Below are 14,569 nucleotides of genomic sequence, written 5' to 3'. Positions count from 1 at the left end.
AAGAACCCCAACGCATTTACTGATGAGTTGGGGTTCTTTTTTTAATTTATTACTTGCTAATCTTCACTACAACTTGGTCGATTTTACCCGTAAATTTCGTTTCATAAGGTCCATACCCTATTCCTTCAGCAACAGGCGTTTGATTATCTAAACCAACATCTGCTGTCTCATCGGCAGAGAACATATTCGGTTGGGTTCTATCAATTCTTCCTTTTGATTTTGTTCCATCAGATACTGATAATGTAGCATCACCGCCTTTACCATTACCACCACCATCATAATCAAATTGGAAATTTATGGTTGCCTCTCCTTCTTTGAGAGGTTTCTTTCCTTTGATCACATATTTTTCTAACCCAAGGAAGTTGTATGTAAACATTGGAACTCCATCTTTCATATAAAGTGACCAACCACCAAATCGTCCACCTTGACTTAAGATTACACCATTTGCACCATCTTTTGGAACATCGATCTTTGCTTCGATACTGAATGAACGGTTTTTAATATTGATGAACGTATTCTCCATCATACCTTCCATACCTTCATATAACTTCAGCTCTGTTCTATCTCCCATAAGATCAGGTCTACCAGCAATCGCAGCGTTTGTTCTTTCTACCACTCTATCATCGATTGGTAACACATTGTACTTTTCTGCTTCTGCCATAAATAGATCTTGCAACTCTTTAAGTTTTTCAGGATGTTTTTTAGCTAGGTTATTCGTTAAACTAAAATCATCTTTTACATAATACAAGTCCCATTTATCGTCTTCTAACGGAGGAAATCCATTCATTTCCCATGGTGCTCTATGAATTGTTCTTGCAAACCATCCATCGTGATATATTGCTCTATTACCAAACAACTCGAAATATTGAGTATTATGACGCTCAGCTGCATCAGGATGATCGAAAGTATAGGCAAAACTAGTACCTTCAATAGGTGTCTGTGGCACTCCATTTACTACTTTAGGCTCTGGCAGATCTGCTAATTCCAATATGGTTGGAGCAATATCTGTAGCATAAGTAAATTGGGAACGGATACCATTTTTATCTTTTACTTTTTCTGGATAGTGTACAATCATACCTGTACGAGTACCTCCAAAATCAGAAGCAATCTGCTTTGTCCAAGTAAAAGGAGTGTCGAAAGCTACCGCCCAACCGGCTGCCATATGAGGGAATGTATTTGGCATACCCCAATCGTCAATAAGTGGCAGCAAGTCTTCTACTTTTTCTTCAACGAAATTGAAGTAAGTCATTTCATTATACATACCAACCATTCCGCCTTCAGCACTTGTACCGTTATCGCCTGCAACAAATACGATCAACGTATTCTCTAATTCACCTATTTCTTCAATAGCGTCTACAAGTCGACCAATTTCGTAGTCTGTCATCTCCACAAAACCGGCAAATACTTCTGCTTGTCTTGCAAATAACTTTCTTTCATCGTCAGATAAAGCTTTCCAGTCTTTAATATCTTCAGGTTTAGGACCAAGCTTGGTGTTTTCAGGAATCACACCTTCAGCTTTCATGTCTTTCATGGATTGATCTCGTACAGCATCCCATCCTTTATCAAACTTCCCTTTGTACTTATCAGACCATTCCTTTTTCACATGGTGAGGAGCATGTACTGCACCAGTAGAGAAATAAACGAAGAATGGTTTATCTGGCGTTAATGACTGCTGTGCTTTCATCCAATTGATCGCCTGATCCGTCATATCTGTAGTAAAGTGGTAATCATCTGTTTTTGGTGGATTCACTTTTTTTGTTCCATCAAAAATCAAAGGTGCATATTGATCCGTTTCACCACCAATAAATCCATAGAATTTATCAAAACCTTGTCTTGTTGGCCAACGATCATATGGTCCAGAAATACTAGTTTCCCATGCAGCAGTTTCATGCCATTTACCAAAAGCAGCCGTACTGTAACCATTTAATCGAAGTGTTTCAGCAATTGGAGCTACATCTGGAGTTAAAGCTCCTGTGTTACCAGGATAAGCCGTAGAAGTCTCCATAATCGACCCCGTATTACAAGTATGATGATTACGTCCTGTTTTTATGGCCATCCTTGTTGGTGAACATAGAGAGGTTGTATTAAAATTATTATACCTCAGACCGCCCTGGGCAAGCGACTCCATCGTTGGGGTATTAATAGGACCACCAAAAGCAGAAGTTGCTCCAAGGCCTAAATCATCAATTAATATCACTACAACATTGGGTGCTTCTTTTGGAGCTTTTACTTCAAACCTTTCTGGTGGTGTAGTATTTCTTGCATCTAGTTCTTGGTATTTTTTTGTTGGAGGAGGAAGTACAGGTAATACCTCTCTATTTAGATTTTCCTGTGCTTTTGTGATGCCTGTCATGAGGAACATCAACAAAAGTGTGTTCATTATTTTATTGTAATTCATAACTTTATTTTAGATTGACAACAGTTATTATAACGCTTGCTTCTTACTCTAAAACATTAAATTTTGTTTTTGGTTTATTAAATTTTATTCGAATCAATTTAGCTTACTTTATTGAAAGAAAAAAGCCTCACTTGAATATATCAAGTGAGGCTTTTCGTTTAAATCTTATCTTTTATTTCTCTAATCCTTTCATCAAAAGTGATCTCTCCATATTTCACATCAGGATTTTTAATCGTATTCAAGTAATCCAATACTTCAGGTTGATGATCAGTACTTTTTCCTGATCGAGGGTCTATGTATTTCATAGTCGACCATAAAACTGTCTTTAACGAAGATTTTGCATCGTCCATCATATAATACTCTACTACAATAGTGTTGACATCAACATGGATAATACTTGATTTGATTCTAACCCACTCACCTACTGCCGCAGGTCGTAAATATGAAATCTGATGATTATAAATTACCCAGCCAGTACCAAATTCTTTAAAGACATCGGCTATATTATATCCATACAATTGAGGAACTCTATCCTCCCTTGCATTAAAGAAGTAATCAAAATACTTTGCATTATTTAGGTGACGAAATGGGTCACAATCCTGAAAACGAATGATTACTCTTGATTCAGTTTCCTTAGGATAGCTTTTATTATTATCGTGATAAAAAGGCATTTATTTATTCTATTGGAATCTATCGTTACGGTCAATCCATGAGTTACGTTTCTCCCATTTCAAGTCCTGAAGCATTGCTGCTTTTACTGCGATAGTAATGTTATATGATTGTCTTGGGCCAAATGGAATCCAATTGGCTGTAAGTTGCCAACAGTGTAAGTCTCTAGTAATATCAAAAGATGTGTAAGAGAATGATCCTTCTTTAAAGTCATAACCTGAACGGAATGCAAATTTCCACTTAGGAGTTAATGACACATCTCCACTAAACGTCAGTGTTTGGGTCACAGTTGGCTCAGCATAACCTGTTTTACTGTAGTTCAAACTATAGTTAACACTTAATGACCAAGGGACGTCAAAGTCCATATAAAGGTCTGGATTACGACGCATTTCTTCAAGCATCTGTCTCTCCATCTCGTTCCTTGGCTCCATGGCATCAAGTTTCTTTTCTTTTTTCTCCTTGGCTCCTTTTGGTGATAAACGAGTCCCCACAGCAATGGTCATATTACTCAATGCTGCAAGTCCGTTACCAGTACTAGCTAAAGTATATTGTGATTTGTATTGAGACGTAACAACTTCTTTACCTAGTGTCTCATCGTACTTTGTATCTGTGACAATATATTGGTAGGGATCCCAACGAGAATTGACACTAACATCTACTTTTTTCAGTAATGTAGTACGGAAACCGGCATTAATATCTGACCAGTTCAAAGAATCTCTTTCAAAGTCATAACCCGAAGATATATTAAAGTTATTCAAGAGCATGGTCTTTTTCGCTTTACCATCTTCATCTTTTCTACCCGATTTGAGTTCCAAGATATTATTCACAGAGAAACTTAAGTTATTACTTCTACCTGTTGAAGGTTTTCCTACTAAACCACCTTCTGATCTAAAAACTTGTCTACCTTTTGAATCTGTAGAAGAAGTTTGTACCCATTGGTAGTAATCATAATTAGGATCACCAAAATCAGGTCTAAAACTCATTGAAACAGAAGGCTGAATAGTATGTCTAATAATAGAACCTCCTTTCATGTTGTAGAACATAAACATATTGGTGTTAAAACCTACGGCAGTACTATATTCATTGTATCTTGTTAATCCTTGTGTTGTATCTACCTGTACCGCATTTTCTGATTCGATATAGGTATAATCGTATGATACTGGATGCCAATATTCTTTATAATTGAAACTTGGAGATAATGTAAAGTACTTTAATACTTTCATCTGAGTACTCATCGGGATATCATGAGTAACACCCCAACGAAAGCTGTCTGTATAATCTCCAAAGTTAGATAGAAGGTCAGGATATTTACCATCTTCACCAGTACCATCTCCTGTAGACTCTTCCGCACCAATTACGTCAAAAGGAAGACTACCAACACCAGGCTTGTTCGTCATCTCACCTCTGGCACTCATATTATATGTAATACCAATTTCTGAAATTGGATTCGACTTTTTGAATAGACTTTTAAACGGTCTCGCTCTCGCCATGTTTAAACTGGCTTCTGGTGCTAAAGTCGCCTCACCCGTTTGAACGTTTTGTTGATAACGCGTTTGAGCTGTTGTTGAGAGGTTTACATTACCAATAGCAAAACTATTAGAATAACTAACTGATGAGTTCATTGATGATTGTAAGTAATCATTGGCATCTTGAGAGTTATTTCTATTGTAGTCAGAGTTCGCAATATTTACATTGGCCGAGAACCTTGAACTTTTCTTACTTTCTTGTGAGTGTGACCATTGGATTTGATAATCTGTTCTACTTGAAACAGAACCATCGTTTTCCTGAAAAAGGTTGTTGACATATGAGAACCTTGTATTACCACTGAATGAGTACCTTTTTCGGTATTGTGATGATACATTTACACCCCAACCCCCCAATGTATAAGCAGTACCTAACACTGTTAAATTGAAGTAATCTGTTAATGCTAAGAATACACCACCATCTCTCAAGAAGAAACCTCTATCGGTAGACTCACCATAAGAAGGCATAATAAATCCTGAAGTATTATCAGAAGTGGCAGGAAACAATCCAAAGAAAAATCCTAATGGTAACGGGCTCTCATTTAGCTCCACCAAGAAGGGTCCTGATACGATATTTTTTTCAGGAACTACCTTTAATTTTTTTGTTCTAAATCCAAAGTGAGGATGTTCTAATCGACAAGTTGTATAAACGTTGTCCGACATATACATTTCTGGACCTGCTGTTTTTTTCACTACTTGAGAAGTGATAATACCATCACTTTCTTCAGTAACAATACCTTTAATTAGACCTTTACCAGTTTCATAGTTATAAATCATCTGGTTGGCATTAAAGGTAGATTGACCGTCCTTGAATATCGGTTTTTGAACTATCTTACCAGTAGAATCAGGAATACCTTGTGCTTTTACAATGTGAGTCACAAAGTTCATCTGAATATCACCCGCATTTAATTTCTGCTCACCAAACGTCACTTCTGCTTGATCTTGCATATACATGGTTTGCGTCCTCATCTCAAAATTGGACCATTCAGAGGTATATTCAACAGGCGAATCGAAAGCATCATTTGGAGAAGTAATAGCGTCAGCACCTTCTGTTTTAAAGAGATTTAATACATCATAAATATCTTCAGGACCAACATAGTTTTCGTCACTACTAAACTCCAACATAATGTTATCCAACTCATCAAAGACACCAGAATCGGAAGCTTCTTCCCATTCTGCATCATCTTCTGAGATCAATGCATTATTTAATTTTATGATTTGTTCTACAATATCAGGATCACTCATATCCTTTCTTACTTCCTGAAGCTCTCTATCTCCACGGAAAAGCACAGAATCCGAAAAGGCATGCAAAACCTGAGCGTACTTCCTCATAGTTTCATTATTAGAAGTAGCGTTCAACGAGTTGATCGTACGAGACAATTCTCTAACAGCTTGTCTACTTTTTGCTGTATCGCTTTCTACTCGATAAAAAGCGGGCATTTCCTCCATCTTATCACTGGCCTTAGCTTCATTTGTAGTTAGAGTTATAAAACAGATGAAACAGGCAAGTCCATACAATAGGTTTTGCAAAAAATTAAGTATATATGAATGACAACTAAAAATCTTAAACATAAAGTCAGTAGATCTTTTTTTCTATCGACTTCTCACAAATTTACAGTAATATTTTGAGTCTTCAAGATCAAATTTTGAAAGAAATGTAGAATAAATGATATTCTTTGATAAATTTGAGAAGTCGTAACAAGACTGCAAGCTACAATTAGAACTTTTAGATTTCAAATCAAAATTTAATATCGTGTCCACTATAAAAGTTGAGTTATCTAACGAAGTAAAGGTCGGATTATTTGCAATCATCTGTGGTTTAACCCTTTATGTAGGCTATAAATTCTTAAAAGGAATAGATGTTTTTTCTAACCAAAATACTTATTACGTTATTTATGATAAAACTCCAGACCTACAAGTCTCTAATAATGTCACAGTAAATGGATATATCGTTGGAAGAGTTTCAAATATGGAGCTTTTACAAGACCAAAATAATAAGGTTAGAGTTACTTTAGATATTCAGGAAGGCGTTTCATTATATAGAGACACAAAAGCTGTTATTGCCGATAAAGGTATGTTGGGTGATAAACAGGTAAAACTCATCTATCAAAAAAATAATGCTCTTGCCAAGTCTGGGAGTATCTTAGATGGAGATGTTGAGAATGGAATGTTTGCCCAATTATCCGAGAAAGTTGACCCATTATTAGCGTCACTAGAAGCAACATTAGATACGGCTAGAATCGTATTAAATGGCTTTAAGGGTACTGGTGCTAAATTAGATGGCTTACTCGCTGAAACTACAGAAACGGTTCATACTGTCAATTCTAGCGGACTAGACCAAACATTACATAACTTCAGAGATATATCTGAAGAGTTTAAAAGTGCATCTCAAGAATTACAACCACTGTTAGCTAAAATGAGTCATATTGCTGACTCTATAAACAACGCGCCACTTACTCAGACAGTGAAAGAGGCAGAAATGTTATTAGCGAATACAAATAAAACTCTTGAGCAAATCAACAACCCAGAAGGAACGGTTGGTGCTTTATTAACTGAGAGAGAAATGCATGACCAAATGGTACGCACAATGAGTGATCTTGATTCATTATTCATTGATTTTAAGGCGCATCCTAAACGTTATGTCCATTTTTCCGTATTTGGTAAGAAGGACAAGGCTCCGAAAGAAGAAAAAAAGAAAGACAAGAAATAGTAATAACTAATAAATAAATATGATCACAGGTAGCGAATTAATCACTTTAGTACGTGATGTTGACCTTTATAATGCAATGACTGCATTGAAGAAAGACTTCTTAAAAGTTGATCCCGCTTTTATGGATTTAAGTGATGACGATTTTATTTCAATCACTTTAATTTCTCCTTCAATTGGTATTGCTCTTGCAAATGGTAGCGTAAGCCACTATGAAGAGATTACTTTAAGAAGAAAAGCAAGAAAACTATCGAGAAGAAGTTTCTTCCAAAAAAATGATCCTCTTGCTCCTGCATTAAGATATTTAGCTTACAATTTTTCAGAGTGGGAAAATCGTTTTTATGAGTTAATCAAAATTACGATGCACTCTTCTCTTAAAGCCAACAATGTAGTGCTTGATACACTAAAGAACCCTCAGGCTTTAACAGGTGATTTAAAAAGAGATATCCTAAACGCTCCGTTTATTTTTGTAAAATTCCTTTCTTTCTTATTTATGGAAGAAGACGATGATTTGTTAAATGAAAGAGCTATCACTGAAGTAGAACTTGCTAAGATTAGACAAATTGGTGTTGAATTAGAAATCGACAATGTGCCAATTTTCCAAGAGTTCTGCGATTCATTTGTCATCAGATCTGGTGATGTAGTTGAATAAGATTACAAGAATTAAGAATATTTTTAAAAGCGAGTAAATAACAATTACTCGCTTTTTGTATTTTTGCATTATGAGCACAAACGAAATCAATATTTTAAACGGTGCAGACTTAAGAAGGACTGCCAGTAGAATTAGTATTCTAAAAATATTTATGGATACCAATGTAGCTTTGAGTGAAAATATACTCGAAGAACGCTTGGCTGGTATTTGTGACCGTGCAACAATTTATAGAACTCTCAAAACCTTTATTGACAAAGGGATTTTACACCGTGTAATTGATGAAAATAGCGTTGTGAAATTTGCTATGTGTAACGCTGAACACTGTTCAGGACATGAACACAGTCATGAACATGTTCATTTCAAATGTCAGAAATGTGGTGATACAGAATGTATGGATGATTTACCGATTCAATCTGTTCAATTACCCGACGGCTATACTGCTTCTGAAACAAATTTTCTCATTTTAGGTGTGTGTAAAAATTGCAATGCTTAATTTTTTTTGAAAAGCATGCAACCTTCTACTATGAATTATGTCTTTAAAGTGAATCAATCGTCAGAACAATGACCGCTACGCTAGAAAGATGTAAACAAGGCGATAGACAAGCACAGTTTGAAATATATCAACAATACTCTAAAGCAATGTTCAATGTTGCAGTGAGAATTGTAAACAGCTTAGAAGAAGCTGAAGATATATTGCAAGAAGCTTTTCTAAATGCCTTTCGAAATATTGAAAAATTTAATGGATCCTCCACTTTTGGAGCTTGGCTAAAAAGAATTGTCGTTAATCACTCAATCAACCACTTAAAAAAGAGACGTCTTGATTTTGTGGATACAGAGTCTCACCCAATTGACCAAGTAAAAGACGAGTCTCCTGTTGATAATGAGTTAATCTACAATATTGACAAGATTCGCGAGGCAATCCAATTACTCCCGAATGGCTACCGAACTATATTTTCCTTGTATCTATTGGAAGGTTATGACCATAATGAAATCTCAGAAATTCTAGATATCAGTGTGTCTGCCTCAAAATCACAATACAGTAGAGCAAAGAAAAAGCTAAAAGACATCCTAAGTGCTTCACTTTAAAACTTTGACTTATGGATAAATTAGAAAGATATATCATAGAAAATAAATCCTCATTAGACATTTTATCTCCTTCAGATAAATGTAATGAAAGGTTTAGATCTTTACTCAATGATCAATTTGAAGGTGATATTATTGTAAATAAGTCATCATTAGATCATCATTCCCCCTCAAGTGATGTGTGGGATAGAATCGAAAAAGAATTAAGTGATCAAGAGTTATCACTAGAGAATATAAAAGGAAATACAGAATTTGATAAATATACTCCGTCAAACAATTTATGGGATAAAATATCAAATGATCTAGATAAAGACACTCAGAAAGAAGAAAATAATACATCTTCAGCAAAAGAGGTAAAATTCAAAATCAATTATCAGTGGATTACTTCATTGGCTGCAGCAATTATTATTGGTGTAGGAATTGGTTGGTTTGGTAAGTTTCAAACTGGCTCTGAAAATGTAGTAAAAGCTTCGAAAGCTGACAAAGAGTGGAATACTGCAGAAGGGTACTACATGAATGTAATACAAACAAAACAACTGCAGATCAAACAATTAAATTTCGAAGACATTAAACTTCTAAATGATTTCAATAATCAGTTAAAAGGATTACAACGCAATTACAAAGGGTTGAAAAAAGAGCTCGATTCATCTCAACAACCCGAACTCATCAGAAAGCAAATGGTCATTGTTCTTGAGTTACAGATTGAATTGCTGAATAAACAAATGGAGATCATTATTGATCACAATAAGAAAGAAGAAAATCATGAAGACGTTAAGAAATATAATATTTAATCTGATCTTTTTAATGGTGGTGCATCAGGTCGCTGATGCTCAACACCCTAATTTAGTATCAAAAACATTCGAAAGAAGTTATAGCAACGTTAATAGTAATACATTATTAGAAATTAGCAATGCTTTCGGAAATGTAGTCATTGAAACTAGAGATGGTATTTCCCAAGTGGATGTAAAAGTTACCATGGAGGCATGGAATACATCTGCAAATAAGGCACAATCCACATTAGAGTCTATCAGTATTGAAGACAACTCTTCAGATGGACATATTAACTTAAGTACAATTACACCTTCTTCTAGTAATAACAACAGTAAGAAAGGATTTAAGATTACTTATAATGTTTTGGCTCCATCAGACATTAGAACTGAATTATACAATAAGTACGGCGGAATTATCACAGATGATTTAAAAGGAGATTCACATCTAAAGGTGGCCTATGGAAATCTGACAGCAAAAGATTTAAGTAGTCAGAATAATCACATTGAAATCTCTTACGGAAGTGGTGAAATCGATTTTATTGAGAAAGGTTCAATCAGAACTCGTTATTTAGGAAGTTTACAAATTGGACAAGCGAACGATGTTGAAATCGATGATAAGTATGGTAATATCCAAATCGGAACAGCAGGTACTATTGTAGGTGAATCTGATTACTCTACCCTATCTATTGGGCAGCTAAAAGATGCCTTATCTTATGATATTGATTATGGTACTCTTAAAGTAGAAGGTGTTACAAAGGAATTTACTGACATTAGTGCATCTTCATCTTATGGGTCAATAAAAATCGCCTTCGAAGATGATGCTCCTTTTAATTTTGATGCCAATACAAGATACGGAAGCTTTAAGTCTAATATAGATGGACTCACCATCACAACTCAGATTGAAAAAAATACCTCATCGGAGTTTTCTGGTTATCATTTGAAGAAAAATACGGGTAAAAACGTAAGTGTAAAGTCCTCGTATGGAAGCATTAAATTCAACTAACTTGAATTAGTTCAAAAAAAAATCAATCAAAGACCTCCTTTTCTAAAAATTGGGGGTCTTTCTTATTAGAGCGTATTTTTATCCTATTATATTTGTGAGAATTTTATTGACGAAGCAAAAAATGAGGAATCTCCGCTAAATTTAAATTGCTTACTGTTAGCTTATTATCAACTTTTAACAGTAATCAATCATAAAACTTTTTTTTATCCGGTTCCTCAAATCTAGATTTGCAGTTATGTTGAGTAAGAGAATTATATTTATTTGTGCAATTTTAGGCACTTTCTCCTTTTCTTGTAGTAAGTTTTCTAGAATATCTAAGAGCCGTGACATCAATGAGAAATATGATGCCGCTCTTAATTATTACGATAATAAAGACTATTACAAAGCTTCAGTTCTTTTCGAAGACATTATGGGAGCATTTGTAGGTGCAGCTGAATACGAAAAAATTCAGTTCTATTATGCCTACAGTCAATTTGAACAAAAGCAATACCTTATTGCTTCACACCATTTCAAAAGTTTCTTTGAAACATATAACCGTTCACCTTTTGCCGAAGAAGCATTATTTATGAACGGATATTCTTTATATAAAGATACTCCTGATTACAATCTTGACCAGTCTGGTACTGACAAAGCGATTGAAGAACTTCAAAACTTTATCAACAGATACCCTACTAGTCAATATGCTCAACAATGTGATGATTTAATTAATGAGTTACGAGCAAGATTAGAACTTAAAGCGTTCGAAATCTCAAAACAGTATTCTCATTTAAGATATTACAAAGCTGCAGCAATTGCTTATGAAAACTTCATGAAGGATTATCCTGATTCAGATTTCAAACCTGAAGCCATGTATAAAAAGATGGAAGCAGAGTACGAGTTAGGTAAGATGTCAATTTTTAATAAGCAACAAGAACGCTATGAAGCATCGCTTGAAACTTATAAAAAGTTTGGAGAAAGATATTCAGAATCTAGTGCTTACACTGATGCAACTAAACTAAAGAGCAGTGTAGATAAGGATCTAAAGAAGCACATGCAGAAGAAAGCATCTTGGGAAAAAGAAAGAGCTAAGATTGAAGCTGAAGCTGCTGCTGGTAAGATCACTAAGGAACAAGCTGAAAAAGAAATTGAACAAGGACCTAAGGCGACTCGTAAAGAGCGTAGAAAACGTTCTAAAAACCTAGAACAGATTCAGGAATCTGAAAGGGAAGATGAAGAACCAGAAACCTTGAAAGAATAAAATTTCACTCTTGAAAGACCGATTATATTTAGATAATCGGTCTTTTTTTTGTTTTTTTATTTGAATGACTCATATTTATTGTTCGAGCATTATTTTTTTGAATATTTTTTAGACAGACATGCTTTTTAAATATATTAAACGACAACTGATCAGCTTAACAGCCATTTCCTTAGCATTCTCATGTACAATGCCAATGGGTGGTTCACAAAAAATAGAAAAAGAAGAAACTCTATTATCCATCGATAATGAGCCTATTTCGAAAGAAAACTTCGTTTATTTATATGAGAAAAACTACAATAATGATAGTGCTTTTTATCAGAAAGAAAATGTAGACGAGTATCTTGATCTGTTTATCAATTTCAAACTAAAAGTTGCTGAAGCACATGCTTTAGGCTATGACTCTCTAAAGGCCTTCCAAAACGAATACAATATGTATATGACACAATTGGAAGAACCTTACCTTACTGAATCTGTATTTAATGATAGCCTTGTAAAACAGGCCTATGAACGTCAAAAAGAAGAAGTAAGTGCAGCACATATTTTAATCAAAGTCAAAGATAATGCTGCTCCTGAAGATACTTTAAAAGCCTACAATAGAACTTTAGAACTTCTTGAGAAAGTTAATCAGGGTGAAGACTTTGGAAAGTTAGCTTTTCAATATTCGGAAGATCCTTCTGCAAAACAAAATAAAGGAGATTTAGGTTTTTTCACCTCTCTACAAATGGTTTATCCTTTTGAGGAAGCTGCATTTACAACTACTCCAGGAGATATTGCAGGTCCAATTCGCACTCGTTTTGGTTACCACTTATTGTTGGTTAAAGAAAAAAGACCTCGTTTCGGTACTTTACAAGTCCAACATATTATGATCAAAAGTTCATCTAGAGAACCGAAACAGCAACAAGAAGAAAGTAAATTAAAAGCTAAGGCCATTTATGATAGCTTACAAAATGGTGGAGATTGGGATATTCTATGTCTCAACTTTTCTGACGATAAAAGATCATCTAATAATAAAGGTATTTTACCACCGGTTAGTGAAGTTCGCTTCCCTCCTTCATTCATGAAAGGTGTAAATGAGTTAGACAAAATTGGAGATATCTCCGCACCTGTTCAAACTGATTTTGGTTGGCATATTATTAGGCTATATAAAAAAGAACCTGTTTTACCATATGAACAAATGTATCCGAGTTTAGTTCGTAAAGTGAAAAAAGACAGCAGATCATCAACAAGTAGAGCGCAGTTTATCAATAAACTAAAAACGGATAACTCTTTTATTGAGAATGATGAAAATAAAGAACATGCTTTTTCTCTAATAGACACCACTTTATTAGAAGGTAAATGGACAATTCCAACGGAGCTTTCTACAAAAGATCAAAAGAAAGTATTATTCACTCTGACCTCAAAAAAGGTCATTGCCAATGATTTCTACAACTACATCATTGATAATCAAAAGAAGACAAAAAACGACAGTCTTCTTGAAGTTACCAACAACTATTATGAGAAGTTTGTTGATGAAACATTAATCGCTACCGAAAAAGAATTGCTTCCTTCAAAATATCCTGAATACAAGCATTTAGCTAAAGAATATGAAGATGGTTTGTTACTTTTCAGAGTAATGGAAGACTGTGTATGGAATAAGGCTTCAACTGATAAAGAAGGATTAAAAGCATACTTTAATAATAACATTAATAAGTACCAGTGGGAAGATCGAGTTTCGATGAGTGTTTATAATACTGGCAGCAAAGAACTTCAAGATGAAACTCTATTTATGCTAGATTCTGGTCGTTATAAGGTTTACCCTACTGAGATTCAATCTTTATATTTCAAAGATGGCAGTTCATACCTTTATAAAAACACACTAAAAGATTTACAGACAATTAGTGATGCCTTAGTTAGTGACAATAACCTTATTGCTTCTATTGAGATACAAATGCCTCCAAAAAGTGGCACTAAGTTAAGAAACAATAGAAAAGATAAGATGACAAAGAATCTGTTAGATTCTAAAGTGGACCCAAATCAATTTAACATCAAGTTTACAGAAGGAAAGAAACAACATGTAAAAGTTTCCTTCTACTCTAAAGACTTGTCAAATTATGTTCACACCAAGAATCAGCTAAGTAATTTATCAGTCAATTTCGAAGAAGGTGTATATACTAAAGCGACACTTCCTTTTGCCAATCATATTCAGATGAAAGAAGGTAGATATATTTTCGAGGATCAAGAAAGATATATCATTTGTATCGTTAATGAATTTCTACCAAAAGGTCCTAAGTTATTTGAAGAGGCTAAGGGTAGTGTCATTGCCGATTATCAAGAACATTTAGAAAAAACTTGGTTAGAGTCTTTACATCAAAAACATCAGGTTTCTGTAGATAGTACAATCCTTCAATCGCTGTACAGAAGTCAAGAAAGTTTATAATTTCAAAACATTTAATAAGATAGATTAATTAATTGTAAACTCATTGCAAGTATATCATTACAGATACTAATATTTCTTTGAAGAGTAATATCATATCTATAAATTGGTGTA

Annotated in this window: 11 protein-coding genes; 8 read left to right on the top strand and 3 right to left on the bottom strand. The window is 34.5% G+C overall.

Annotation, left to right across the window (positions count from 1 at the left end; translation table 11 throughout):
* Nucleotides 1–49: 49 nt before the first annotated feature.
* The 3 genes from QL232_RS22365 to QL232_RS22355 form a co-directional block, all read right to left on the bottom strand.
* Nucleotides 50–2,380, bottom strand: a complete 2,331-nt coding sequence (locus QL232_RS22365) for an arylsulfatase (RefSeq protein ID WP_168881354.1) — start codon at nucleotides 2,378–2,380, stop codon at nucleotides 50–52.
* A gap of 176 nt (nucleotides 2,381–2,556) precedes the next feature.
* Nucleotides 2,557–3,069, bottom strand: a complete 513-nt coding sequence (locus QL232_RS22360) for an acyl-CoA thioesterase (protein ID WP_281615831.1) — start codon at nucleotides 3,067–3,069, stop codon at nucleotides 2,557–2,559.
* 9 nt (nucleotides 3,070–3,078) lie between these two features.
* On the bottom strand, nucleotides 3,079–6,120 hold the full coding sequence (locus QL232_RS22355; protein WP_281615830.1) for a putative LPS assembly protein LptD: 3,042 nt from the start codon (nucleotides 6,118–6,120) through the stop codon (nucleotides 3,079–3,081).
* A 223-nt stretch (nucleotides 6,121–6,343) separates the two neighbouring features.
* On the opposite strand from QL232_RS22355, the gene QL232_RS22350 reads away from it, so the two are divergent.
* The 8 genes from QL232_RS22350 to QL232_RS22315 all read left to right on the top strand — a co-directional run bounded on the left by QL232_RS22350 (nucleotide 6,344) and on the right by QL232_RS22315 (nucleotide 14,458).
* Nucleotides 6,344–7,300 carry an MlaD family protein gene (locus QL232_RS22350; protein ID WP_168881357.1) on the top strand — a complete coding sequence of 319 codons (957 nt, stop codon included), beginning with the start codon at nucleotides 6,344–6,346 and terminating at the stop codon, nucleotides 7,298–7,300.
* A 19-nt stretch (nucleotides 7,301–7,319) separates the two neighbouring features.
* Nucleotides 7,320–7,949, top strand: a complete 630-nt coding sequence (locus QL232_RS22345) for a hypothetical protein (protein WP_168881358.1) — start codon at nucleotides 7,320–7,322, stop codon at nucleotides 7,947–7,949.
* 70 nt (nucleotides 7,950–8,019) lie between these two features.
* Nucleotides 8,020–8,442 (top strand): transcriptional repressor, encoded by a 423-nt coding sequence (locus QL232_RS22340; protein ID WP_168881359.1) that lies wholly within the window; start codon nucleotides 8,020–8,022, stop codon nucleotides 8,440–8,442.
* A 68-nt stretch (nucleotides 8,443–8,510) separates the two neighbouring features.
* The gene (locus QL232_RS22335) at nucleotides 8,511–9,035 is read left to right on the top strand and encodes an RNA polymerase sigma factor (protein ID WP_168881360.1); all 525 of its coding nucleotides are present in this window, start codon (nucleotides 8,511–8,513) and stop codon (nucleotides 9,033–9,035) included.
* An 11-nt stretch (nucleotides 9,036–9,046) separates the two neighbouring features.
* Entirely contained in the window at nucleotides 9,047–9,823 is a 777-nt protein-coding gene (locus tag QL232_RS22330; RefSeq protein ID WP_168881361.1) for a hypothetical protein, read from the top strand.
* A complete protein-coding gene (locus QL232_RS22325) occupies nucleotides 9,795–10,805 on the top strand; it encodes a DUF4097 family beta strand repeat-containing protein (RefSeq protein WP_281615829.1) in 1,011 nt (336 codons plus the stop codon). The genes QL232_RS22330 and QL232_RS22325 overlap by 29 nt, the downstream gene beginning before the upstream one ends.
* A 235-nt stretch (nucleotides 10,806–11,040) precedes the next feature.
* The gene (gene bamD, locus QL232_RS22320) at nucleotides 11,041–12,042 is read left to right on the top strand and encodes an outer membrane protein assembly factor BamD (RefSeq protein ID WP_168881363.1); all 1,002 of its coding nucleotides are present in this window, start codon (nucleotides 11,041–11,043) and stop codon (nucleotides 12,040–12,042) included.
* 118 nt (nucleotides 12,043–12,160) lie between these two features.
* Nucleotides 12,161–14,458: a peptidylprolyl isomerase gene (locus QL232_RS22315; protein ID WP_281615828.1), complete on the top strand. Its 2,298-nt coding sequence runs from the start codon at nucleotides 12,161–12,163 to the stop codon at nucleotides 14,456–14,458.
* Nucleotides 14,459–14,569 lie beyond the last annotated feature (111 nt).

Origin of the sequence: Flammeovirga sp. SubArs3, assembly GCF_947387565.1 — a bacterium.
Taxonomy (GTDB): domain Bacteria; phylum Bacteroidota; class Bacteroidia; order Cytophagales; family Flammeovirgaceae; genus Flammeovirga; species Flammeovirga agarivorans.
The sequence above is the reverse complement of the archived record's forward strand: the minus strand, read 5'-3'. Positions and strand labels throughout refer to the sequence as shown.

What these genes read in the sequence shown, in the direction of transcription:
- QL232_RS22365 (WP_168881354.1), bottom strand. Translation starts at nt 2,380, where the DNA reads ATGAACACACTTTTGTTGATGTTCCTCATGACAGGCATCACAAAAGCA.
- QL232_RS22360 (WP_281615831.1), bottom strand. Translation starts at nt 3,069, where the DNA reads ATGCCTTTTTATCACGATAATAATAAAAGCTATCCTAAGGAAACTGAA.
- QL232_RS22345 (WP_168881358.1), top strand. Translation starts at nt 7,320, where the DNA reads ATGATCACAGGTAGCGAATTAATCACTTTAGTACGTGATGTTGACCTT.
- QL232_RS22340 (WP_168881359.1), top strand. Translation starts at nt 8,020, where the DNA reads ATGAGCACAAACGAAATCAATATTTTAAACGGTGCAGACTTAAGAAGG.
- QL232_RS22335 (WP_168881360.1), top strand. Translation starts at nt 8,511, where the DNA reads ATGACCGCTACGCTAGAAAGATGTAAACAAGGCGATAGACAAGCACAG.
- QL232_RS22330 (WP_168881361.1), top strand. Translation starts at nt 9,047, where the DNA reads ATGGATAAATTAGAAAGATATATCATAGAAAATAAATCCTCATTAGAC.
- QL232_RS22325 (WP_281615829.1), top strand. Translation starts at nt 9,795, where the DNA reads ATGAAGACGTTAAGAAATATAATATTTAATCTGATCTTTTTAATGGTG.
- bamD (WP_168881363.1), top strand. Translation starts at nt 11,041, where the DNA reads ATGTTGAGTAAGAGAATTATATTTATTTGTGCAATTTTAGGCACTTTC.
- QL232_RS22315 (WP_281615828.1), top strand. Translation starts at nt 12,161, where the DNA reads ATGCTTTTTAAATATATTAAACGACAACTGATCAGCTTAACAGCCATT.